Genomic DNA, 21741 nt, shown 5'->3' with positions numbered 1-21741 from the left:
CGGAAACAATATGTTAAGAAAAGATATCGATAAAGAAAAGGAGGTGGTGCAGTGCATGATTGAACTTTATTGCAGAGGCAATCATAATCCCCAAAAGAACCGGCTATGCGTTCAATGTCAGGAACTCTCGGATTATGCGCTCAAACGACTCGATCTTTGTCCGTTCGGAAACAGCAAACCTTTCTGCAGTAACTGTAAGATACATTGCTACCGGAAAGACATGCGTATTCGCATCAGGAATGTGATGCGTTACTCCGGGCCTCGAATGCTCTTCTATTACCCGCATCTGACCATCAGGCATCTGTTCCTCGGTATCACCCGCAAAGTACGCCGGCAAAAATAACCGACTCGAAAACCTCCTCCGCCCTTACGCAATCAAAGATTAACAGATACAAATTTCTTTCGTTACCTTTGCTTACAGAGGTAAACCAATAAGTTTCAATTAATTATGTACGACAAGAATGGCATGGCTTTCATAGCCAAATCAGACCAAAAGGATATACATATCATACCCAAGATGGCCAATCGCCACGGCCTTATCACAGGGGCTACGGGAACGGGTAAAACCGTTACGCTGCAAACACTGGCAGAAACATTCAGCCGAATGGGTGTACCGGTTTTCGCAGCCGATGTAAAGGGCGATCTTTCGGGAACAGCATCTGCAGGTGGAAATAAGTCCAGTGTCGTGGAGCGTGTGGAAAAGTTCGGTTTGACGGAACAGGGCTTCAAATTCCAAGGCTCTCCGGTGGAGTTTTGGGACGTATTCGGTGCTCAGGGACACAAAATGCGCACAACGGTTTCGGAGATAGGCCCGCTGTTACTCGAACGTCTTTTGGGGTTGAACGAAACACAAGGTGCCGTACTCTCCCTGCTTTTCAAGATTGCAGACGATCAGAACCTGCTGTTACTGGACATGAAAGACCTGAGGGAAATGGTCAACTATGTAGGCACGAACCGTAAAGACTACATGAATAATTACGGCAACATATCTCCCGCAACCATCGGTGCCATCCAGCGCAGTCTCATGCGTTTGGAAACCGAAGGGCTTTCCTGTTTCTTCGGAGAGCCTGCATTGTACATTGCCGACCTTATGCAAACCCGAAACGGCATGGGAGTCATCAATATTCTGGCTTCGGATAAACTGATGCACCATCCGAAAGTTTATACCACGCTCATGCTCTGGATCTTATCCGAGATCTTCGAGCAGATGCCCGAAGTAGGCGACCCGGAGAAACCTAAAATGGTATTCTTTTTCGATGAAGCACATCTCCTTTTCAGCGATATGTCCAAAAATCTTCTGGAACGGGTAGATCGCATCGTACGATTAATCCGCTCAAAAGGGGTGGGTATCTATTTTGTCACACAAAATCCGGGCGACGTACCGGAGTGTATCCTCGGTCAGTTGGGCAATCGCATACAGCATGCTCTCCGAGCCTATACACCCCGTGATCAAAAGGCCGTGAAAATAGCGGCGGATACTTTTCGTTCAAACCCGGCTTTCGATACACAGACGGCAATTACAGAACTGAAAATAGGCGAAGCTTTAATATCGGTATTGGATGAAAAAGGAGCTCCGACAATAGTAGAGCGAGCATCCATATTACCTCCCGAAGGACAAGTGGATCCCATAGATAATGCTGCACGCCGGCAAATGATGAACGAATCGCTCCTGCAAATGAAATATGCACAGGAGATCGACCGGGAATCGGCTTACGAGGTTCTAACGGCACGTCTTCATCGGGATGCCGAAGAGAAAAAAGCAGAAAAAACCGCACAACAACAAGCGAAAGAAACAGCCGGAAGAACCCAAAGCAAGCCTCAAGATTCTTTTGTGGAAGATATGGTCAAGAATGTCGGTCGAAGCATGTCTCGCCAGATTGGGAACAACTTGGCACGCACCCTTACGCGCGGTATCATGGGAGTACTTTTCGGCAAGAAATAAACTCGAAACGAATACTGTAAACCACATTTGTAAACAATATCATATCGACAACCCATCAAAGACGGTTTGTCATCATGCGCAAATTACTGCGTTGCTTGCGAGATTCGGCTTCGGTCACATACTCTATCAGTATCCTCCCTTCAGTCTCAATCTTAGTGCCTTGTACTTCACGCATTCTGACGTATCTAAAAGGTGCTGTGCCAAAAATGAAATTTGACACAGCATCTTTCACTTCTCCGAAATCGGACTATGACTTTACACGAATACCGGCAGCACGCAGACGATGACGGAGCCTGTTGGCAAACTCATAATTTTTCAAACCCCATTGAGGAGCAAGCACCAGCTCGGGCGGAGACTGCGAAACGAAGCGCTCCAGAACGATACCGTCACGAAGGCGCAGAGCAAAACGCACACACAAGTCGATATACTCACTCTCACTGAAAAGGCGGAAGCGTTCCGGGTGCAGTCTGTACTCCTGTGCCATAATCGTCCCCTTGATAATCTGCAGCTGGTGAAGTTTCAGCGTATCCAGAGGCAGTTCGTTCAAACGGTCTGCATGGCTAAGCAATTCTTCTTCCGTCTCTCCGGGTAAACCCATAATCAGATGAGCACCCACCAAAATACCCGCGTCATGCGTTTTGCATATAGCCTCCGCACTGCAAGCCCAGTCATGCCCCCGCCGTACACGCTCCAGAGTTCGACCTATGGTGCTTTCCACTCCATACTCGATCATCACAAAAAAGCGTTCGGACAGCTTTCTCAGACGCCTTAACAACTCCTCGGGCATACAGTCCGGACGCGTGCCGATAATCAGTCCGACCACTCCGGGATAATTCAGTGCCTCCATATATTGCGCCCAAATCTGCTCCACCTCTCCGTAAGTGCTCGTATAGGATTGAAAATAAGCCAGATAGCGCATATCGGCATACTTACGGCTAAAGAATGCTATACCCCGCCGAAGCTGTTCATGCACCGGATCGGCTGCCATGGCATACGAGGGGCTGAAACTCCTATTGTTGCAGTAAGTACACCCGCCACGACTCAGCGAGCCGTCCCTTGTGGGACAGCTAAAACCGGCATTAATGGAAATCTTCTGCATCTTCCCTTCCGGAAAGTACCGTTTCAGAAACTCGCTAAACTCTATCCACTCCGTCATCGCTCATTCAAGATAATTCAAGAATACTCTTCCAGCTCCAGCTGCCGAAGTATCAGTTCGTCTATCTTCCGGATAATCTCCCCGATGCGCTCACCTGCTTTTATCAATTCATCATTTGAAAGTGTACCGCTGCTCATCCGCTGCTCCAATTCCTGCTGTTCGACTTCTAATTCGGGCAAGAGACTCTCAATATCTTTCAGCTCCTGCTGTTCCTTATAGCTCAGCTTTCGGGGCCTTTCGGTGCGGTCACGCCTACCCTCTTCTACCGGTTTTTCTTTCTGTGAACGTACGGCAAGCTCGGCTTCGGCATCCCTCATTTCACAATATTCCCGATATTGTGAATAATTTCCCGGAAAATCGCCTATCCTACCGTCTCCCTCGAAAGTCAGAAGATGGTTAACCACCTTATCCATAAAGAAACGGTCATGGGATACGATCAGCACGCAACCGTTAAACTCCTGCAAAAACTCTTCGAGAATATTCAACGTAACGATGTCGAGATCGTTAGTCGGCTCGTCCAGTACCAGAAAGTTCGGCATCGTCACCAACACCGTACAGAGATATAAACGCCTGATTTCCCCTCCGCTCAATTTTCTTACCTGCGTATACTGCTTCTCGGGAGAGAACAAAAACAGGGTCAGGATTTGCGATGCACTCAACTGCTGCCTGCCGGTATCCGTGGAATAAGAAAACTGCTCGGCAATATCCTTGACCACGTCAATCACTCGTTTTTCGGGTGAAAAATCGGGTGCCTGCTGCTTATAGTGACCGAAACGTACCGTTTCGCCCACATCGACATATCCCTCATCCGGCAACAGCTCTCCCGTAATCAGTTTTATAAAAGTCGTTTTTCCCACACCGTTGGGACCTACGACACCCACTTTATCACGGCGGGCAAAAATATAATTGAAGTCTTTCAGAATAATTTTCTCACCAAATCGCTTGCTCAAGTGACAGGCCTCAAAAATCTTATTACCGATATGTCCCACATCACCACTCCCTAAAGCAATCTCACGATTCGTACAGCGCGGTTTCTGCAGCTGTGCCTGCAATTCATTGAAAGCATCGATACGCGCCTGCGCCTTACCGGCACGCGCCTGCGGTTGCCGCCGCATCCACTCCTGTTCTTTTCTGAACAGATTCCGGCGTCTTGCGGCCAAAGCATTATCCGCCTCTTCACGCTCGGCTTTCTTCGTAAGATAATAGTCGTAGTTTCCTTTGTAACGATACAGTCCTTCAGGCTGCAACTCAAAAATAGTGTTACAAACTCTGTCCAGAAAATAACGGTCGTGTGTTACCAGAAGCAACCCCATGGTAGAACGACTCAGGTATCCCTCCAGCCATTCGATGGTACTCAGATCCAAATGGTTGGTAGGCTCGTCCAGCATAAGCAAATCGGGTTGTCCGATCAAAGCTCCGGCCAAGGCTACACGCTTGGCTTCTCCACCCGACAGATTCGCCACAGAACGTTTGGTATCGGTAAGTCCAAGCTTTCCTAAAATCTCCCTTAACCGCTGCTCATAGTCCCACGCTCCCAAAGCCTCCATCCGGGGCAGAAGCTGCTCCATCACCGCATGATCCTCTGCCGTAGCAGCTCTCTCCCACTCTTTGAATAACATCGCCACAGGGTCGAACGGGCTTATACAGGCATCGAGCAAAGTTCCCTCTTCAGGCAACCGAGGTTGCTGGGGAAGATAAGCCCAAGTAATACCGTTCTCAAAAGTAATCTTCCCGCTGTCCGGCATTTCGGTACCGGCAAGGATATTCATCAAGGTGGTTTTGCCCACTCCATTGGGAGCAATCAGCCCTACTTTTTCGCCGCGATCGATACCGAATGAAACATTCTGAAAAAGGACACGCTCGCCAAAACTCTTGGCAAGAGATTCAACCTGAAGCATATAATTCTATTTAGAGGTCTTTTGTTGATATACTTTCATACGCCCGAATACATTATTGACATAATTGAGCGTTTCCGTTCCACGGAGGTACCCCGACTTACAGACAGGGTCGTTGTAGTATTTCGGCTCCCGTTTCAATTTGATGCACTCTTCCACATTGCCGTCCCATACACCGGGATCGTAGCCAAACTTTTCAGCCAGACGGCGGGCATCGGCCAAGTGACCGACTCCGGCGTTATAACCGGCCAAAGCCAACTTAAGTTTTTGCTCTTCATCCACAACGGAAGTAAGATATTTGCGAATCTCCAAAAGACAGGATACCGAAACACGTACGGATACTTCGGGGTCGAGCAAGGCAGCTTTATCCGCACCGTATATTCGCCCCGTAGCCGGCATGATACCCATCAAACCACGTGCCCCCGACCAGCCGATAATTTCCGGAGTAAAATTGGATTCGAAATAAGCAATAGAGGCCAACAGCTGCCAAGGCCAATGAACGAGCCGTTTGGCCTCCTGTTGAAAAATATGGTCGAAATCAGATATAACACCGCTTCTAATCAGTTTTACCGGTGCAAGGTATGCACCTTTGCTCAATTCAAAATAACGCTTATAAATAGACTGATAGTTATTGTTTTGCGGTATATCGGCCGCCAGCGAATCGAGGGTTTTAGCTAAAACCGAATCTTCGGGACGCACGATCCATTGAAGTTTCTGACGAAAACCGATCTCTAAAGACACATCGAGATTACTGTAATAAGTACGAACCAACTTGGCCAACATCTGGTCTGCAACGGTATAATCTATATTTCCCAAAGCCACCTCGCCCATCAAACTTTCATCAGTGACAGTATCTCCCTGAAGCACATTAACATCGATATGGCTACCGATCTGCTCCGAAATGTGCTGCAGCCGCTCTTCATATCTGTGGTCGTTTACAATGGTAATCCGTTTACCGGCCAGACGGGTTATCTTATCCAGCCGATCTGCAGGATTTTTAACTTTTCTCTGCACCAGCACCAACCCCGAAAGTTGCTCCGGCCCCGTATAACGCCAACGCTGCCTGCCCGAGCGGGTAACAGCCTGCGGGATAATGCAGAGGTCGACTTCTTTCCGTTTCAGCATATCCAACATGGTTTCCGTATTCGGAGCCACATGAATTTTAATCGGAATCTCGAGAGAATCGGCAAAAAGAGAAATCAGCTCATACTGATACCCCATGGGAGCATCCTTGTAGGTAAAATAGGTGGTAGAACCGGAAAGAGTAACAATATCAAGAGTATCCGGAAGTCTGTTGAATATGGCTTCATCATCTCTCAAGTATCCGATATATTTTTTCGAACTCAGAAAATATACGCCGAATGTGAGCAAAAAGCCAGCAGCCAGCAGCACAATCTCCATATACGGACTTCGTATCTGTTTCATTCTTTTAGAAATATTCAAACCTCAAGTATATTATTACCCCTAAGATAACGACTTTTATGCTTTACGAAGATTAACTCCTCCGAAGCGGCTGACAGTGAAATGATTTTTCTTAGTTTGAAGACAGGAATTGACACAACTCAACAATAAAAACACCTGATTTTTTAATCTCTTGAGGTCAAACATGAAGTAAAAATTAGATTTTTCACAAACAAAAGCCTGACTTTCTGTTTTTTTTCATTTCCAAGAAGTCTGATTTAATGCGGCATCGGTGAACTGTTGAAAACTTTTTTGTAAAAAAATGCACTTTTTCTTGAGAAAAGTATGCTTTATAACATAAAAGTTACTATATTTGCAATGTGTTTTTCATGGTATTAGATTTAAGGTTAACGAAAAAGATTGGTTGTCGGGAGACAACCAATTTTTGTTTTTATACCTTTCCCTCTCCAATCCATCCTAAAGTCAAAAGCCTTTGATAAACAACAATTCTTTTCGAATTTCCGACAATCGCTTATAAATATTTGAAAAAAACCTCTGCAACAGAATAGTCCCATACAACAAAAAACTCCCCGGCTATACAGAGAATAATACATAAAAACCCTTAACGAAGATTGCCTCCATAATTTACAACATGGTGAAAGTTCCATTGGAGGGAAAATCTCTGCCTGACCGATAAAAATCCGTAGCGCTACGGATTTTCAATGAAGTTAACTTGGATTTTTTTTCTTTGCCTGAAGAATTTTGAACCATCAGGCAGAAAATGACGTGTACTGAAAAAACTCAAAAAAACATACACGAGAAAGCATCGAGCTAAAGCTCTTCCTTAAAAGATTTTCGAATGGTTTACAGGCAAACTTTTTTCCTATGTCAATGAGTCCACAAAAGAAAACGTGTCGGCAAATTACCGACACGTTTTCTTTATTTAGCTTCCCTTAGGCCAATCTTATCCGGTATAAACAGTTTTTTAGTTTTTTACTTTTATGGTAAAAGGATTAAAGATATTCCTTTTAGTATCGATCTTAATATCTTCAGCGGATACGGCTTTATTGGATTTGAGTCCAACTTCAATAATTCTATTTGCAGGAATTTGTGTAAGTAAGTAATTCCAATAAGTTTTCCCTCCATCGAAACCTAAAGCCAAACCTCCGCTAACAGGGTAAAAGTTTTCGGTATAAAAACGGAAATTAAGCGGCAGAAGCATCTTGCTGAAATCGTTCGGCAAAGTTAGTTTGAGTGAAAGAGAAGCATTTTGAGTTTCTGCTACGGTACACCGAACCGATAAACCGTCTGTAGACTCCGTACCGTTAGCGACCACAGAAGCAAAGCGGTAATGGTCTCTAATCGAAATACGTATAATTCTCTGCAATTCCGGTTTACCTTGCACCTTTACAATAACTTCGGTTCGTAATACGGCACCCTGCGTATCAAGATTATCGGCAAAGGTAATTGAAACCAGACCCTCAGAAGAAACAACGGCATTTGTAATGATACCATCGGCAGGATTAACCCTCTCGACACGAATTAAACCGTTATTCGTATAGGCTGTGTTATTTTTATCCGGATAATAAGCACATCGAAATTTCAACTCCGATGCATCAGCAAATAATACATAGTTTGTCTTTTCGACCCTCAACACTCCTTCACCATCGGAAAAAGAAGGATATTGTTGCATCTCCTCCGAAAGGGCAAAGTTGTTGTCGGGAATGGCCTGTAAAGCTTTAGCTAAAGTTTGATGTCCAGCATTTGGAATATCCTTTACCTTTTTAAGAATCACTTTCAACAGCCAGTTACGCTTGATATCAAAGCGTTTCGTCTTATCATTATTAACCAAATCCAGCTTAAAATAGCGGAAACCTGCGCCTGGATAGTTTTTGAACCCGGCCTTTATTATCAGATAAGGATGCACTTGAGCATCACTTTGATTGGATTGTTCATAAGCATAAAGCGGCTGACCGGCCGGAATAAAATCGGCATCACCGAGAACACTGACCAAATGAGAGGTTAGCGGCGTGAGAGCCTGTTCATCAAAAACACCATTGGCAAACGGCGCTATTGTGCCCGTACCGTGATTACGGTACAAAGCATAAGAAACATTTTCCAATCCGCTCGTCTGTGCTACCTCCAGCATAAACTTTCCTTTATTTCGCAATAGTTCAACAGTGCCCAAATCTTGATTTTCAGCAGCAATAGATGCAAATTCCAGACGTTTCCACATAACAATGGGCTGAGACAATCCTACCTCTATGGAAGGAATAACCTCTCTTTCATCACGTCCGATCCAGGCCGTGGCGGTAGCTTCCGGTAAAGTATAATTGGCCACGAAGTGAATTTTACGTTTTTCAATCGATTTATTTACCCGGGCTGTAAAACTGTATCTGCCACTTCCCTCATCTCTAACTGTTGCCACAGAACGCTGAAGAAACAGTCCGGATTCATTGAAAACCCACAATTCCAACGTCTTAATAACGGACTCGTTTTCTTCTATAGCACGAAGAGTATTATAGTCGGGTATATTCACCGTAAATGTAACCTGATTTTTCTCCCGACAATCTTCAAGATGCTCTCCCGATTGCTCTTTGGCGCAACCGAACAGGAACAACGGAAGTAATATAATATATAACAATCGTTTCATAGATAAATCCATTTTTAACAGTTAGAATTCATATTCCTTAACATCTCGAACACAACGGGTATGGGCACTCGTTGATGAGCTATTGCCTTCTCCCTGTTTCAACTTCACAGCACCACTTGCAGACCAATACCATTTTCCGGTCATGATGGCCTTCACAGAACCGTTATGTTGTAATTCGTCGATCAACCTGATCTCAGCCTCCGTAGGCAAGCGCCAATCATCCAGAGTTTGCTCCCTCCCGTTTACGATACGAGTTTCTGTATACGACGCACACACATGCATTGCATAACTCCTTTGGATATCATAATTATCAGGCCCATAATACCGCAAATAATCTGTTCCACGCCATTTTATATAAAGATACATGGGTATGGTTGCACCCAACTGAGATGCCAGTTCAAAAGAGGGAGAAACCGTTTTTTTTGTTTCTTCAGAGTCAGATGTGATATGATCATCATCCATTTCTTTATTATAATAAGAACCCGACTTGCTATAAAATGATCTTGTTTCAGTTTTCGGAAATCCCAAAATCATCTCTCCATCTTTGGGAGGTATCAATATGACGATATGGTACATGGCCTTGTTGTTCAGTCCCGGAGCAAGGGTTCCATCGGGCCTCCAGCTCGATTTCTCACCAAAAGTATAGACTATGTACTGACCGGGATATTGTATCACGTGCACATTGTCTTTCAAGCCCTCCGAATTCTTCAATTCTATGGTAAAATGCTTAGGTACATTATTGGTTTGTATTTTAGCGGTAAAAGAGATATGAGTATCAGATGTGGAAAGAACAGGATAATACTGGTTATCGGACGGGATATTGTCCTGCACCACCTGACCGTGTTCATTTACATACTGATAATAGCATTTGGTTATTCGTGGAGTAACGAGGCTTGACGATTTGTAACCGACACGATAATTATCCACCACACTCATGATAACGTTATTCTCTTCTACCAAGAGATATTTGGGCGAAGAAATATCCGAATCCACATCAGGATAAGTACTCCACTCCTTTATACTCACCCGGCTGCTTTGAACCGTCACAGGAGAATCAGGTCCGGGCCCGCCGAGTGTCTCGATGGTGACAAAAAGATCATATAGCACATTGTTTTTCAAACAGGCCTCCGAGGCTTTGACAGGTACGCGATAATAATACTTATTTGCTGCCTGATTTTCTCCGGTTCGCTTCAGGCTTATTGCCAACATGATATACGGAGCTTCATTTTCATTGGTATTGCTCCATTCAGAATAAAAAGAGTAGTAACGCTTACATTTCTTATTCCCGTATAATTCATTTAAGAGCGAATACTGCTCCATGTTTATCAGACTTCCTGCGTTCTCTGCCTTATCGAGATACCCTTGAGTTCTGAAATTACAAAGTTTGGCCTCCGGTTCGCCCTCTAATTCATAACCGGTCAAATCCAATACCGGCATATTGAACCGAATCTTGGAAAGGATTCTTTTGAGACTTATTTGACCGAGGTCTTTGCTTTCGGGATGAGCTGTATTCACAGCTTTCTGCGTAACACCGAACATCACAAAAGATTGTAACTGCACCTTGTTGAGGTTCTTATTTTCCAGCAGATAGCCTTTTAACGCTTCGACAGTCTCAGGTTTTACACCCGTGCTGAAATCATGATTGGCCACCAGATAAATGTCCAATACATCGCCATTCAGTTGTTGCTCCTGCTCCGCTGTTATGGCAACTTTATATCTGTTGCCTTCTATAGGCTCGCAAGAAGCTCCGATAAAAAGATTGGCCTGATTTTTTTTATTGGCAAAAAGCCATAGTTTTTCAATCTTATTTTCATTAAACAAATCTTCTCCGGCCTCCGTTGCCTGCCTTACGCCATGTTCACCGATGTTTATATTAAAAACAAACGCTCTTTTTTCAGTCGGTTGTTTTGCCGGTTCTGCATCTTCTTTTATACAGTTGCTAAACAATCCGATAAAGAGGAACAATAGTGCTACTGAGTACAATTTAATTTTCATTTCTTTTCCTCCTGTTGATTATCCTACCGGTTGAACAATATTTATCCTGGCATATTGATTGGAACCTTCGCCCAATATGACAAACTTTCCATTTACAGTAAAATAGACATGAGCATGGCGGGCTTTCGAACCGCCCTCTCCTTTAGCCAACACCTTAATCGTGTACTGTGTTGTTCCGTCGGCCAAGCCTTCAACTGCTCCCTCAAACTTGAAATGCAAACCGTCAGAAAGAGTTGCTTTCCAAATATCTCCCTCCAGAGCTTTAATCCTGACTTTGAACTCTATCGGATGGGTGTAAGTAACCTGATGCTCTTGATTAGCAAAGCCTTCAGGTTCAATATTCACAAGATACGGTTTGAGAAATTTATATGTCAACTCCTCCTTATTCCACGGCAAAATCTGAGTAGTAAGCAACATGCCGTCATATTCTCCGATCTTGGAGATGGTAGCATCAAGTTTATAATGATGATTTCTAACAATCTGATATTGTCTCTCACCGGCATCGGCATTGATATAAGACTTGTATACAGACTCTATGCCGTTATACAGCGTCTTCACATATAAGACAGGAGCACGACCGGCCGTATCGGCAACAGCCGATGCGAGGTTTTCATAAACATACAGGGTATTGTCTTCGATAATAGAAGTGGCTACACCATGATTAACAAGCTGCTTGTCGATATTATTCAATTCCCAGTTCCACAGATGAGTCTTATTGACAGGTTTATCGAGAGGCATTAAAAACGACTCACCGGCATTTCGAATGATATTTACCGATTTGATTTGCACAACATCGTCATTGGCTGTATCCTGTTTGATATTCAATGTTATTTTAGCCACAACACGGTTCAGAGAAACCTCCACCTGAGATGTTGGATGTTCATTTATATCGACTCCGGTTTTCTCACCAATCATCACAAGCGGAATCTCCTGAGATGCACCAATCTTTGGAAGCATCTCGTTTTTTAACCGGTGATAGAAGAGAATATTGTCAAGAGAGCTGCTCATTACATCAGGTTCATTGGCTATGACAACGATCCGGCGCCCGGTTCCCACAGTAGTCTCGAGTTGCACCTGAATATTCAATGTCGGACCCTCAAAAACTTTTTGCACATCAAGGGCTGCTCCTCTAAAAACCATTATTCTAAGTTTGGTTATCTTAGCATCTCCGTTAAACAAAACACCATTACGAAGTACGGCATCGGTGAGATTAAATATCACCCCGACTTTTGTTTCCGTCTGCTCATCCGGCGCCTCTTTGGTACACCCCGACAGACCCAATAATAGAAAGGCAAGTAACAAAGGGGCAATTATATTCACGTATATATTTTTCATAATCAATACATTGTTTCAAGATTAATACACTACGAATTGATGGACTTCATTCCACGGAGTTATAACGACAGAAACATGGAGTTCGGCAGATTTCAAGTCGATAAAGATATTAAGCATTCGTCCGGCTTCGGGTATGAGCATCTTTCCATCGGAAGCCTTATTAACTCTCAACTTTTCCTCTCCTTTTATCCATAAAGAAAGATCCAGAGGGTTTTGAGCCAAAGTAGGATAAATAGTAAACACCGGAGTTAAAAGATCTCCGTCTTCATTAATTCGTCCATTAGGATGATATGCAACCAAATCTCCGGTCAATTCACCCAAACCTGAATAAGTATCGGGAGTTTTACCCAATTTTATCGAGCCGACCGTAAAAACGAACGGAGTCACATTATGGATCGTGGTTTCTGTTCTTTCTACCCATTCTTCATAACCTCTTATAACAATGTTCACTTGGGAGGTTTTGGGGTGTATATCAATAGTTTTGTCGATGTCATCTACAACATCTCCATAAAGTATTTGCGTTGTTAATGAACCTTGAAACAGATTAGGTGCTGCCTCTGAAACGCCATTCTTCGACAACAGTCTCATTTTAACATCTTCGATTCGATTTACGGCATTCAAATCCTCATGCATACGATCTGAAAGATTGGCACAAACCAGAAAAGTCAGAGACTTGAAGTCAAAATCTTTAAGACGGATGGGTTTACGATTAACGATATCTCCTTCGCTCATATCGAAACGTTCGACTTTTTTCCCGCTCTCGTCAAAGACAAAAACTATTGCACGCTTTATCTCACCGGAAGAAGTTATATCTTTTTGATCTGCATCCAAAACACGCACACGCACATTAAACGGACGTGGACATTCGGATAAATCTTCCTTTAAACATGAAGATAGTGTACAACACATCATCAATAGAGAGCATAGGATGAAGAAATATTTCTTTGTGCAATACATTTTCGTTTGATTTTAGAGATTGAAAATAAAAAAGCGGGGAGCAGAGCCGATAAGGAGCTTGTGCTCCCCACGTTTATAAAGTAATTTTAACTTGGTCGACAATCAATCAGCGGCTTATTACCAGGTCACATTTTGATCAACAGTAACCCACTCTACAACTTTACACTTAACATCGAGATTAGATATTTTCTTTTCTTCTTCAGGCTTGTTCGTACCGGGACCTGTAATGGTAAGAGAAATTTTATAGTAATGGTTACGTACGATAGAATTCATAGGTTGGTGATTTCCCTCATATTTATACTTAGCATTCACCCAATTAATCAAGACAGGATAATAAGTCGTGGCATCGGTTTCTGAAACAATCCAGCCGGCTGCAAAAGCATCCTTTTTTTCCTGATCTGACAGCTCACTTCCATCTTGATTCTTCAAAGTACCGGCCAGACATAACATGGTAGGATGACTTCCGTCATTGTTCTCGATCAAATAGAATCCCATGTTTTTATCAGCCAGATCTTCACCTGTGCCTTTGTATTCACGTTTCAAACTCGGTGCTTCTTCATAGTCCGCAGGTGTATAAGAACCTTTGTCCGTTTTGATACCATAGAGGTACGCAGGATGGGCATTAACCAAAGGAGAACCGAAAATAAAGGATTGTTTTTTGGCAATCAATGCTGCCACCGCTGTATAATCGACTTTATACTTTTTGAAAGCCGGAGACATCTTTTGAGTAATGCTTACAAATTCGGCACGAGCATGAACACGTTTCAATTCAAGGGGTTTCTTTTGGCTTAAATCACCGGGATCGTCATACCCGTATTTATTTACACCCTCTTTCAATGTAATTTCCTTAATTTCAGAAGTCATCAACAAGTCCACAGGTTGTGCGTCTTTTTTCAACTCTTCTGTCAAAGCTTTCAAATTTTTTAAGCTCAAACCTTGCAGCGTGCGGTCACCAAAATTTGCAACGACAACCAAAGAGCGGGTACCCGCAACACACTCAATGTTTTTCACTTCAAGAGCATTTTGAACTTCCTTATAAGCTTCCTGAGCCTGGCCATTGTAAATCATTGCAGCCAGTTTTACCACTTTTGCAGATTCTTGCTGATTCAGACGAAGCAAATTGCTTGAAGCAATACGTACACTGACGGAAGCATTCTTTTCTCCTTGGGAAATCTCCTCTTTTTCCTTGTTACAGGCAGCCAAAGACAAAGCAGCTGCAATTAATAGTAGATACTTTGTAAGTTTCATCTTTTTGTAATTTAAATGATTAAACAATCGTTTACACTTATCAATTTTTCTTTTTAGAAATTATCCTTTATATACTTTTGCATTTCGTCAAGATTATAAGCGGCCTCCTTATCTCCATTTTTCCTGGCTTTTTGCAAGTACTTTTCTGCTTTTTCCCAATTCTGATTATATGCATAAGCCAATCCCAGCATACCCCAAACCCAGGAGTCATTACTTCTCTTTTCTAATTTTTCCACAGCCTGATGATATCTTCCGGCTTTAATATCCAGGACAGCCACGTTAATCACCGGCTCCACATTTTTAGGGAAAGCCCTGTCGGCAATAACCCATACTTCATACTGTTCTTTACTGCCTTCAGGATAACTCTTTGCTACGGCATAAACTTCTGCAAGACTCAGGCGAGACGGATGTGCTTTTATAATTTGCCTTGCTTTTTCCAGAGAAAAACCTTTAACCTGAATATTAAAAATCAACTCCGTACGACGAAGAGGCGGGTAGACTTCTTCTAAAAGCATGGAATAAACTTTACCATTGCCCAGCTTCTTAAGTGCCGGCGTACGTTGCTGAATGGGCAATTCTAAAATATCAAGCACTTCGTCTTTCGCCGAGAAAGACATATTGCGAACTCTTTTTTTCAACCCCTCCCAGTCGGCTCCTTTCCATTCCGAATGAAGCCGCCCCCTCAGCATCGGATACTGAGAAGAAAGATAACCGGCAAAAGACTCGACACGCTTTTTAGACAACCGGTCATTAAACTCAGCCCCTCCTTCGGGAGAAGCATAACCAACCAAATCGAGCTTGTTAAACGTTACATCTTCATTACCTCTAAGTTCATTCAGTTTTGCACGAATGCGTGCCAATTCTTGCGAATTATTTTGAAAATCAGGCAAGATATCATACTTCCCAATGCGGAATGAAATATGAGCATTGAGTATCTCTTCACGATTTTTAACAAGTTCCCCTTCCGGAATAATTATATTGAACTTATATTGTGCCTCGTAAAGAGGATAAAGAGCTTTTTGGGTAAGCGTTTTCTCTCCGCTTCCTAAGGGACAGTCGGCACATCCTGTATCTTCGACCCTGAATATGAGGGAAGCATTCTTCATCCATGGTTCGTAAGCTATGGTCGTTTGATAATGAAGCTGCTGAGATGAACCGTTCTTACGAGGTAGGATAATGGTATTCTCCGTTTGATCGGGAACAGTTTTATAGCTGTTATCAAAACTGATTCTACGCCTAATGATGCTGTATCTGTTACGGCCTGCCACAACAAAGGAAGGCATCAAAAATTCCTTTTGGCTTTCATTGGCACGAAGAACAGGTGTAACAATTCGCTTAAGGTTGCTTCCGATAGCCGGCATCTCAGTCAAATCAACCTGCATATTTACATCAACAGTACGTCCGCTTTTACGAGCGGGGTATTCTTTTTGCAACTTGATACCCTCCAGATTAATATTTTGGGCATAAATTGAAATACTGCCAAACAAAAGCAGTAAAACCGATATATAACGAGTCAGCTTCATGTCTACAAGTATTACTTAATGAAATAAATCAACGATAGAGTGGCTTTAGTAAGGCCAAAATAGTTGTAATTACCCTCACTTATTTTTTCGCCGCATTTAGGACATTTAAACTTTTCATAATCGAAATAACCGTAGCCTGCACTTACGGATGCCTCCAAATTCAACCTCTTACTGAGAATCCAGTGATAGCCATATGTCAGGCCGGCGCCAACAGCCCAACCCTCATAACGATAGTCTTTCAATTTTCCAAATCGGCCAACAGGAATATCTATACCTCCAACATTGTATCGACCTCCGATGAAATGAAAGCCTAAAAAATGTCCCGTATAGGACTCACAAGTCCACCATCTTATTTCCGGAAACACTATCCAATGTTTGAGTTTCCGGTTCTCTTTAAATGTAAAAGGATTATATCCCCCGGAAATATCCATCGTCCACTTATCCCCAATCTTAAACTCCATACCCAAATTGGGAGTCGTAGTGGCCCAATGAAACAAGTTCGTCTTCAATGAAAAACTTTGAGCAGAAACAGTCAAAGATGATGTCAGGATCAAGAACAAAGATCCCAAGACCAAAAACTTTAAAATCTTGTACATATTTTTCCTTTTAAACTCTATTCCCAAGAGCCGAGATTAAACAATTAACGTGTCTTATATAAGTTCAGACAAAGAATTACTCTCAAAAAGTCTTCACAACAACAATAAGGAGAGATTATAACAACCAAACAAAATACTTTGGCTTAAAATCCAAATAAATTCAACTACACAAACAATTAAGACAGACTCACGATCAAAAATAAAATTAAGATTGAAACCGATCTGTTGCTTTCTAATCGTAAAAATAAATAAATATTCTAAAAAAACAATAACTTTTGAAAAAATTATACAAAAAAAATGAACTATGTTGAATGCAATCGTCAATATATGAAAAAACAAGAATGTCTTTCCATTATACACCAATAACAACATTTTCAAATACTTAGGACAACAAAAAAAGAGAAAAAATTATTTTCTTCTAAAAAACATAAGAAATCAACTAAATAAATATTATATAAAAAAACACATATATTCATTGAAAAAATAAAAACACACTCTGAAAAACGAGCGTTTACACAGTACAAAATCCATATAAATAACAAGAAATCACATAAAAATCATATAGATATAATGCATTATCCCACAATCGACAGAAAGATTCTTAAGGAGAATAAAAATTCTTCAGGCAAAGAATTTTCAACCATCAGGCAGAGAATTTCGATTCTTTCATCATGATTTTTTTCAAGTATCGAAAGGCCTCCCCAAATTACCCTTCACCCGTTTTTGAAGTATACAGATAATTACTTCACTGCAACGTACTTATTACGGAAAAGTATTACCTTTGCCGCATAAAAAGAGAACAATAAGATTTTAACGATAATATGGCTCAAAAGAACATTAAAAATCAGGAAAAGAACGCGGAAGAAATTGTTTCTAAGTCCGAACAGTTCGTCGAAAAAAACATCAACAAAATCATCATTGCGGTACTCATAGTCATTGCCGTTGTCGCCGGTATTTTTGCTTATATGCATTTCGTTAAAAAGCCTCGGAATGAAAAGGCTTCCGACAAAATTTACGTTGCCGAAGATAAATTCATCATGGGCAATGACAGCGTGGCATTGAACGGTATGGGTATCGGCAACGCCGGTTTATTGGAGATCATCGATAAATATAAAGGTACCGATGCCGCTAATCTGGCAGAAGCTTATGCCGGCATCTGTTACTTCGATATGGGTAAATACGCAGAGGCTTTGGAGCATTTGTCAAAATTCAAATCCAAAGAAAATATCGTATCTCCTTCTATCATGAGATTGATGGGGGACTGCTACGTTCAACTGGATAAACTGGAAGATGCGGCAAATGCTTTTATGAAAGCGGCTCAACTGGCTTCCAACGAGGCTGTTTCTCCAAGCTGTTTACTGAAAGCCGGTCATGTATACGAGAAACTGGGTAACCATAAAAAAGCTCTTGAAGTATACGAAGAGATAAAGACCAAATATTATATGTCTCCCGAATCGGCACAGGTAGAAGCCGATATCATTCGTGCGAAAGCAGCTCAAGGCAAATAAGTTCTTATTGCAGATAATAAATCACTTATGGCTACTGAAGCTAAACTTACCGAAATAAATCCCTTTGACCTAAGGACCCCCAGCGGCAAAGGTTTGCACATCGGCATTGCCGTTGCCGAATGGAACGGACAAGTCACCCATGCTTTGCTGGACGGTGCAATGGAAACTCTTATTCGACATGGGGTCAACAGCAAAGATATTACCGTGTGGCAGGTGCCCGGCGCTTTCGAGTTGACTTATGCTTCGGCACAGTTGATGAGAAAAGAGGGAATCGATGCCGTCATTGCTCTTGGCTGTATTGTCAGAGGAGAGACGCCGCACTTCGATTTCATCAGCCAGGGAGTTACATTCGGTATCACCCGGCTGAATATGGGCATTATGCCGGAGATGGTATCAGGTACACTTTTCAATTTGCAGAGCAAGCCTGTTATTTTCGGCGTTTTGACCACAGAAAATATAGAACAGGCTTTGGATAGAGCAGGTGGCCGTCTGGGCAATAAAGGAAGTGAAGCTGCAGAAGCTGCAATTAAGATGTGCAATTTGGATAAATTAAAATAATTTCACTATCTTTGCACCGCTTCATCAGAGAATGGAGAGGTTAAGGGCAGTTACCAGAGTGGCCAAATGGGGCTGACTGTAACTCAGCTGGCTTACGCCTTCGGTGGTTCGAATCCATCACTGCCCACTCGATTTTCAAAGAAAGCAACATTATTTTGCGGAAGTAGCTCAGTTGATAGAGCATCAGCCTTCCAAGCTGAGGGTCGCGGGTTTGAGCCCCGTCTTCCGCTCTAAGTAAAAAAGTAGTTGACAATTGTTTGTCAACTACTTTTTTTATGCCCGATCAGGAAGCGATTTCCACAAGAAAAATTACTCTGTAACAAGATTCACCTGAATATCGATATTTTCATCAATCAAATTATCTTTTAGATTTTTGAATACATTCTTAGAACCATAATTGACACCCCACAGAGTTCTGTCCAATGTAATCGAATCGCTTGCTGCCGCAAATACCTTTCCATCTCGTTGTGCTCTGATTTCAAAAGCAATACTTAGCGTGGTTTCTTTCAACGTAAGATTTCCCGTAACCCGGAAGCATCCTTCTTCAGGCAATTGCTCCACCGATGTGATTTCAAAAATGCCTTCGGGATATTTGGCTACATCGAAAAAATCCGCACTCTTCAAGTGGGCTTCCAATTTTCCTTTACCTCCTTTCTCATCCAAGTCCAGACAATTGATCGTGTTCATATCCATCACGAAACGTCCGCCCACCAGAGACGAATCTGCCGGAACGATGTATACTTCTCCGCTTTTGAGCTTCAGGTCGCCGTTATGCTGCCCGCCCGGCTTATACCCCTGCCATTGTATGGAACTGTTTGCAAGGTCTATCTTCAACGTATCGGCTTTCTTATCCGAAACCACAGCCATCATGGCTTCTCCTGTTTTATTGACTGTTCTGTTATTTTTACAGCTTCCAAGCCCTACGACGGCCATAGAGGAAACCAGGAGCAAATAAATCGTTTTTCTCATAATGCTAATATGTAATAGTTCATTGTATAAAACCCTTTCCGTCTGTTCTTTGTTCGTCAAACCGTTGTCCGGTCGGCCGCAAACAAACAAAAAAACATAAAAAAAACGAATAAAAGAAAAAGACGGTGTGTCAGAATTCGCAAATTATTATGTTCCCTGCGACATTCGGCTTCAATTCAGTACGCTCCCTTCAGCCTCGGTCTTAACGCCTTGCACTTTACGCATTCTGACATACCTGAAAAGGGCTGTACCAAAAATGAGTTTTGACACAGCCCTTTTACATTATAAATAAATGGTTGCGGAGGCAAGACTCGAACTTACGACCTTTGGGTTATGAGCCCAACGAGCTACCACTGCTCCACTCCGCGATATTTTGATGGCACAAAGGTAGTTATTTTTTTTAGATTATCAAATAAGGCCTGTTATTTACACAAATTTATGTTTTTCTCCGCTCCACCGGTTAAAACTGAAAGTATATAAAAGGCTGAACTCCTGCACTTTGCACCTGAAAAACAATCACAATGGCAATAAGAAGATAAAGAGCCTGAAAGACGAAATGACGACGTCCCATGCGTACTTGCCAGGCCTGCTCTGTACGTCGTGGCACGAAATGCAGGAAATAGCCCAAAAGCATTAACATGAAAACACCTTTATAACCTGAAACAAATTGCCAGATTACCTCCGGATGGAAATGGAAAAGAATACGGTCGAGAACTTCAAAGCCGGTATTCATCGAGTTTGCACGGAAAAAGATCCATCCGAAGCAAACGAAATGGAATGTTGCGATCACCCCGACAATACGCCATAGCTTCTTCATTTGCGTTCCTTCAGGTTTACTCCGGGGGAAAAGATTCATCCAAAGCTTATGCAAAGCCAGTCCGGCTCCATGCCATGCCCCCCACAGGATAAAACGAGCGGCAGCGCCATGCCATAAACCGCCCAAAAGCATCGTAATCATCAGATTGACATACGTGCGCAAACGTCCCTTTCTATTTCCTCCGAGAGAGATATAAAGATAATCTTTCAGCCAGCTGCTTAACGAGATATGCCATCTACGCCAAAATTCGGTGATGGTAGCAGACTGATAGGGCGAATCGAAGTTGATGTTGAAACGAAACCCCAGCATCAAGGCTATACCGATAGCCATATCCGAATAACCGGAAAAATCACAATAAATCTGCAAAGCATATCCATAAACACCCATCAGATTTTCAAAACCGGTATAAAGGGAAGGAGCATCGAAAATACGGTCTACAAAATTCAAACTGATATAATCGGAGATGACGGCTTTCTTAAACAAACCCGCCACAATCAGACAAAGGGCTTCACCGAATTCACTGCGGTTCAATGCAGGCTTGCGATGTATTTGCGGTATAAATTCACGGGCTCGAACAATCGGACCGGCAACCAATTGAGGGAAAAACGACACATAAAAAAGATAATCCACCCAACGATGGAGAGGTTTGATACGTCCCCGATAGATATCAATGATATAACTCATCGTCTGAAAAGTATAGAAAGAGATACCCACCGGCAAAAATATATCCCGATGACTCCACGTTATTTCTTCTCCGGATACTGCCCCGAACCATCCTCCGACCTCATTGATGAGAGCTGTAAACATTTCACCCAGAAAATTGAAATACTTGAAGTAAGACAAAACGCCCAAATTAATTATCAGACTAAGGATTAGCAGAATTTTCCGTTTGAGATGTTTTCCGCTGTTTTTATCCATCAGGGAAGCAATGATAAAATCGCTCGTGGCTGCAAAAACAAGCAGCAGTACGAACACTCCGCTACTCTTGTAATAGAAATAAAGAGAGAAAAGCGTTACATAAATGATGCGCGCCGTGGTATTCCCCCGCAACAACAGATAAACAGGAATAAAAAACAGCATCAACACAAAAAACAGCCCGGAAGAAAAGATAATCGGGCTTTGTGCATTATAGCTCAATATCGAGGGCAACAACTGCCAATCTATCTGATTAAAAAAAGAGTCGAACAT

16 protein-coding genes and 3 tRNA genes are annotated in these 21741 nt (G+C 42.5%); 6 read left to right on the top strand and 13 right to left on the bottom strand.

Features of this window, described 5'->3' with window-relative positions:
- The first annotated feature begins 10 nt into the window (after window positions 1–10).
- Both A3GI_RS0108815 and A3GI_RS0108810 read left to right on the top strand, forming a co-directional pair.
- Window positions 11–343 (top strand): nitrous oxide-stimulated promoter family protein, encoded by a 333-nt coding sequence (locus tag A3GI_RS0108815; protein WP_018361089.1) that lies wholly within the window; start codon window positions 11–13, stop codon window positions 341–343.
- Between the two features lie 105 nt (window positions 344–448).
- Window positions 449–1942 carry a helicase HerA-like domain-containing protein gene (locus A3GI_RS0108810; RefSeq protein ID WP_018361088.1) on the top strand — a complete coding sequence of 498 codons (1494 nt, stop codon included), beginning with the start codon at window positions 449–451 and terminating at the stop codon, window positions 1940–1942.
- A 247-nt stretch (window positions 1943–2189) separates the two neighbouring features.
- Here A3GI_RS0108810 and A3GI_RS0108800 read toward each other — a convergent pair whose 3' ends face one another.
- The 10 genes from A3GI_RS0108800 to A3GI_RS0108755 form a co-directional block, all read right to left on the bottom strand.
- On the bottom strand, window positions 2190–3098 hold the full coding sequence (locus A3GI_RS0108800) for a TIGR01212 family radical SAM protein (RefSeq protein ID WP_018361087.1): 909 nt from the start codon (window positions 3096–3098) through the stop codon (window positions 2190–2192).
- Window positions 3099–3115: 17 nt separating this feature from the next.
- Window positions 3116–4996, bottom strand: a complete 1881-nt coding sequence (locus A3GI_RS0108795; protein ID WP_018361086.1) for an ABC-F family ATP-binding cassette domain-containing protein — start codon at window positions 4994–4996, stop codon at window positions 3116–3118.
- Window positions 4997–5002: 6 nt separating this feature from the next.
- A complete protein-coding gene (locus A3GI_RS0108790; RefSeq protein WP_115087312.1) occupies window positions 5003–6418 on the bottom strand; it encodes an MltF family protein in 1416 nt (471 codons plus the stop codon).
- A gap of 961 nt (window positions 6419–7379) precedes the next feature.
- Window positions 7380–9047 (bottom strand): hypothetical protein, encoded by a 1668-nt coding sequence (locus A3GI_RS0108785; RefSeq protein WP_018361084.1) that lies wholly within the window; start codon window positions 9045–9047, stop codon window positions 7380–7382.
- 21 nt (window positions 9048–9068) lie between these two features.
- On the bottom strand, window positions 9069–11042 hold the full coding sequence (fimD, locus tag A3GI_RS0108780; RefSeq protein ID WP_018361083.1) for a fimbrial tip adhesin FimD: 1974 nt from the start codon (window positions 11040–11042) through the stop codon (window positions 9069–9071).
- Between the two features lie 18 nt (window positions 11043–11060).
- The gene (locus A3GI_RS0108775; protein ID WP_018361082.1) at window positions 11061–12377 is read right to left on the bottom strand and encodes a fimbrial protein; all 1317 of its coding nucleotides are present in this window, start codon (window positions 12375–12377) and stop codon (window positions 11061–11063) included.
- 21 nt (window positions 12378–12398) lie between these two features.
- On the bottom strand, window positions 12399–13286 hold the full coding sequence (locus A3GI_RS0108770) for a FimB/Mfa2 family fimbrial subunit (protein WP_256592979.1): 888 nt from the start codon (window positions 13284–13286) through the stop codon (window positions 12399–12401).
- A 165-nt stretch (window positions 13287–13451) separates the two neighbouring features.
- Entirely contained in the window at window positions 13452–14582 is a 1131-nt protein-coding gene (locus A3GI_RS0108765) for a fimbrial protein (RefSeq protein WP_018361080.1), read from the bottom strand.
- Between the two features lie 53 nt (window positions 14583–14635).
- Complete coding sequence (locus A3GI_RS0108760) at window positions 14636–16105, bottom strand: DUF3868 domain-containing protein (protein ID WP_018361079.1); 1470 nt, start codon at window positions 16103–16105, stop codon at window positions 14636–14638.
- An 11-nt stretch (window positions 16106–16116) separates the two neighbouring features.
- Window positions 16117–16701: a DUF3575 domain-containing protein gene (locus A3GI_RS0108755; protein WP_018361078.1), complete on the bottom strand. Its 585-nt coding sequence runs from the start codon at window positions 16699–16701 to the stop codon at window positions 16117–16119.
- Between the two features lie 821 nt (window positions 16702–17522).
- Between A3GI_RS0108755 and A3GI_RS0108745 the strand changes: the two genes are divergently transcribed.
- From A3GI_RS0108745 to A3GI_RS0108730, 4 genes are all read left to right on the top strand, one after another.
- Window positions 17523–18209: a tetratricopeptide repeat protein gene (locus tag A3GI_RS0108745; protein WP_018361077.1), complete on the top strand. Its 687-nt coding sequence runs from the start codon at window positions 17523–17525 to the stop codon at window positions 18207–18209.
- Between the two features lie 27 nt (window positions 18210–18236).
- Complete coding sequence (gene ribH, locus A3GI_RS0108740; protein WP_018361076.1) at window positions 18237–18767, top strand: 6,7-dimethyl-8-ribityllumazine synthase; 531 nt, start codon at window positions 18237–18239, stop codon at window positions 18765–18767.
- A 44-nt stretch (window positions 18768–18811) separates the two neighbouring features.
- Window positions 18812–18894, top strand: a tRNA-Tyr gene (locus A3GI_RS0108735).
- Between the two features lie 30 nt (window positions 18895–18924).
- A tRNA-Gly gene (locus A3GI_RS0108730) sits at window positions 18925–18997 on the top strand.
- 79 nt (window positions 18998–19076) lie between these two features.
- On the opposite strand, the gene A3GI_RS0108725 is transcribed toward A3GI_RS0108730, so the two are convergent.
- The 3 genes from A3GI_RS0108725 to A3GI_RS0108715 form a co-directional block, all read right to left on the bottom strand.
- Window positions 19077–19736 carry a YceI family protein gene (locus A3GI_RS0108725; RefSeq protein ID WP_018361075.1) on the bottom strand — a complete coding sequence of 220 codons (660 nt, stop codon included), beginning with the start codon at window positions 19734–19736 and terminating at the stop codon, window positions 19077–19079.
- A gap of 293 nt (window positions 19737–20029) precedes the next feature.
- A tRNA-Met gene (locus tag A3GI_RS0108720) sits at window positions 20030–20104 on the bottom strand.
- Between the two features lie 92 nt (window positions 20105–20196).
- Window positions 20197–21741: an MBOAT family O-acyltransferase gene (locus tag A3GI_RS0108715; protein WP_018361074.1), complete on the bottom strand. Its 1545-nt coding sequence runs from the start codon at window positions 21739–21741 to the stop codon at window positions 20197–20199.

Source organism: Porphyromonas macacae DSM 20710 = JCM 13914, assembly GCF_000379945.1.
Classification (GTDB): domain Bacteria; phylum Bacteroidota; class Bacteroidia; order Bacteroidales; family Porphyromonadaceae; genus Porphyromonas; species Porphyromonas macacae.
Note: the sequence above shows the minus strand (reverse complement) of the source record. Positions and strands in the feature narration are given on the sequence as shown.

Bases quoted from the DNA above. Each gene is read 5' to 3' on its own strand.
- ribH (WP_018361076.1), top strand. From the start codon at position 18,237: ATGGCTACTGAAGCTAAACTTACCGAAATAAATCCCTTTGACCTAAGG.
- A3GI_RS0108775 (WP_018361082.1), bottom strand. From the start codon at position 12,377: ATGAAAAATATATACGTGAATATAATTGCCCCTTTGTTACTTGCCTTT.
- A3GI_RS0108800 (WP_018361087.1), bottom strand. From the start codon at position 3,098: ATGACGGAGTGGATAGAGTTTAGCGAGTTTCTGAAACGGTACTTTCCG.
- A3GI_RS0108760 (WP_018361079.1), bottom strand. From the start codon at position 16,105: ATGAAGCTGACTCGTTATATATCGGTTTTACTGCTTTTGTTTGGCAGT.
- A3GI_RS0108755 (WP_018361078.1), bottom strand. From the start codon at position 16,701: ATGTACAAGATTTTAAAGTTTTTGGTCTTGGGATCTTTGTTCTTGATC.
- A3GI_RS0108815 (WP_018361089.1), top strand. From the start codon at position 11: ATGTTAAGAAAAGATATCGATAAAGAAAAGGAGGTGGTGCAGTGCATG.
- A3GI_RS0108725 (WP_018361075.1), bottom strand. From the start codon at position 19,736: ATGAGAAAAACGATTTATTTGCTCCTGGTTTCCTCTATGGCCGTCGTA.
- A3GI_RS0108765 (WP_018361080.1), bottom strand. From the start codon at position 14,582: ATGAAACTTACAAAGTATCTACTATTAATTGCAGCTGCTTTGTCTTTG.
- A3GI_RS0108715 (WP_018361074.1), bottom strand. From the start codon at position 21,741: ATGTTCGACTCTTTTTTTAATCAGATAGATTGGCAGTTGTTGCCCTCG.
- fimD (WP_018361083.1), bottom strand. From the start codon at position 11,042: ATGAAAATTAAATTGTACTCAGTAGCACTATTGTTCCTCTTTATCGGA.
- A3GI_RS0108790 (WP_115087312.1), bottom strand. From the start codon at position 6,418: ATGAAACAGATACGAAGTCCGTATATGGAGATTGTGCTGCTGGCTGCT.
- A3GI_RS0108795 (WP_018361086.1), bottom strand. From the start codon at position 4,996: ATGCTTCAGGTTGAATCTCTTGCCAAGAGTTTTGGCGAGCGTGTCCTT.
- A3GI_RS0108745 (WP_018361077.1), top strand. From the start codon at position 17,523: ATGGCTCAAAAGAACATTAAAAATCAGGAAAAGAACGCGGAAGAAATT.
- A3GI_RS0108810 (WP_018361088.1), top strand. From the start codon at position 449: ATGTACGACAAGAATGGCATGGCTTTCATAGCCAAATCAGACCAAAAG.
- A3GI_RS0108770 (WP_256592979.1), bottom strand. From the start codon at position 13,286: ATGTGTTGTACACTATCTTCATGTTTAAAGGAAGATTTATCCGAATGT.
- A3GI_RS0108785 (WP_018361084.1), bottom strand. From the start codon at position 9,047: ATGAAACGATTGTTATATATTATATTACTTCCGTTGTTCCTGTTCGGT.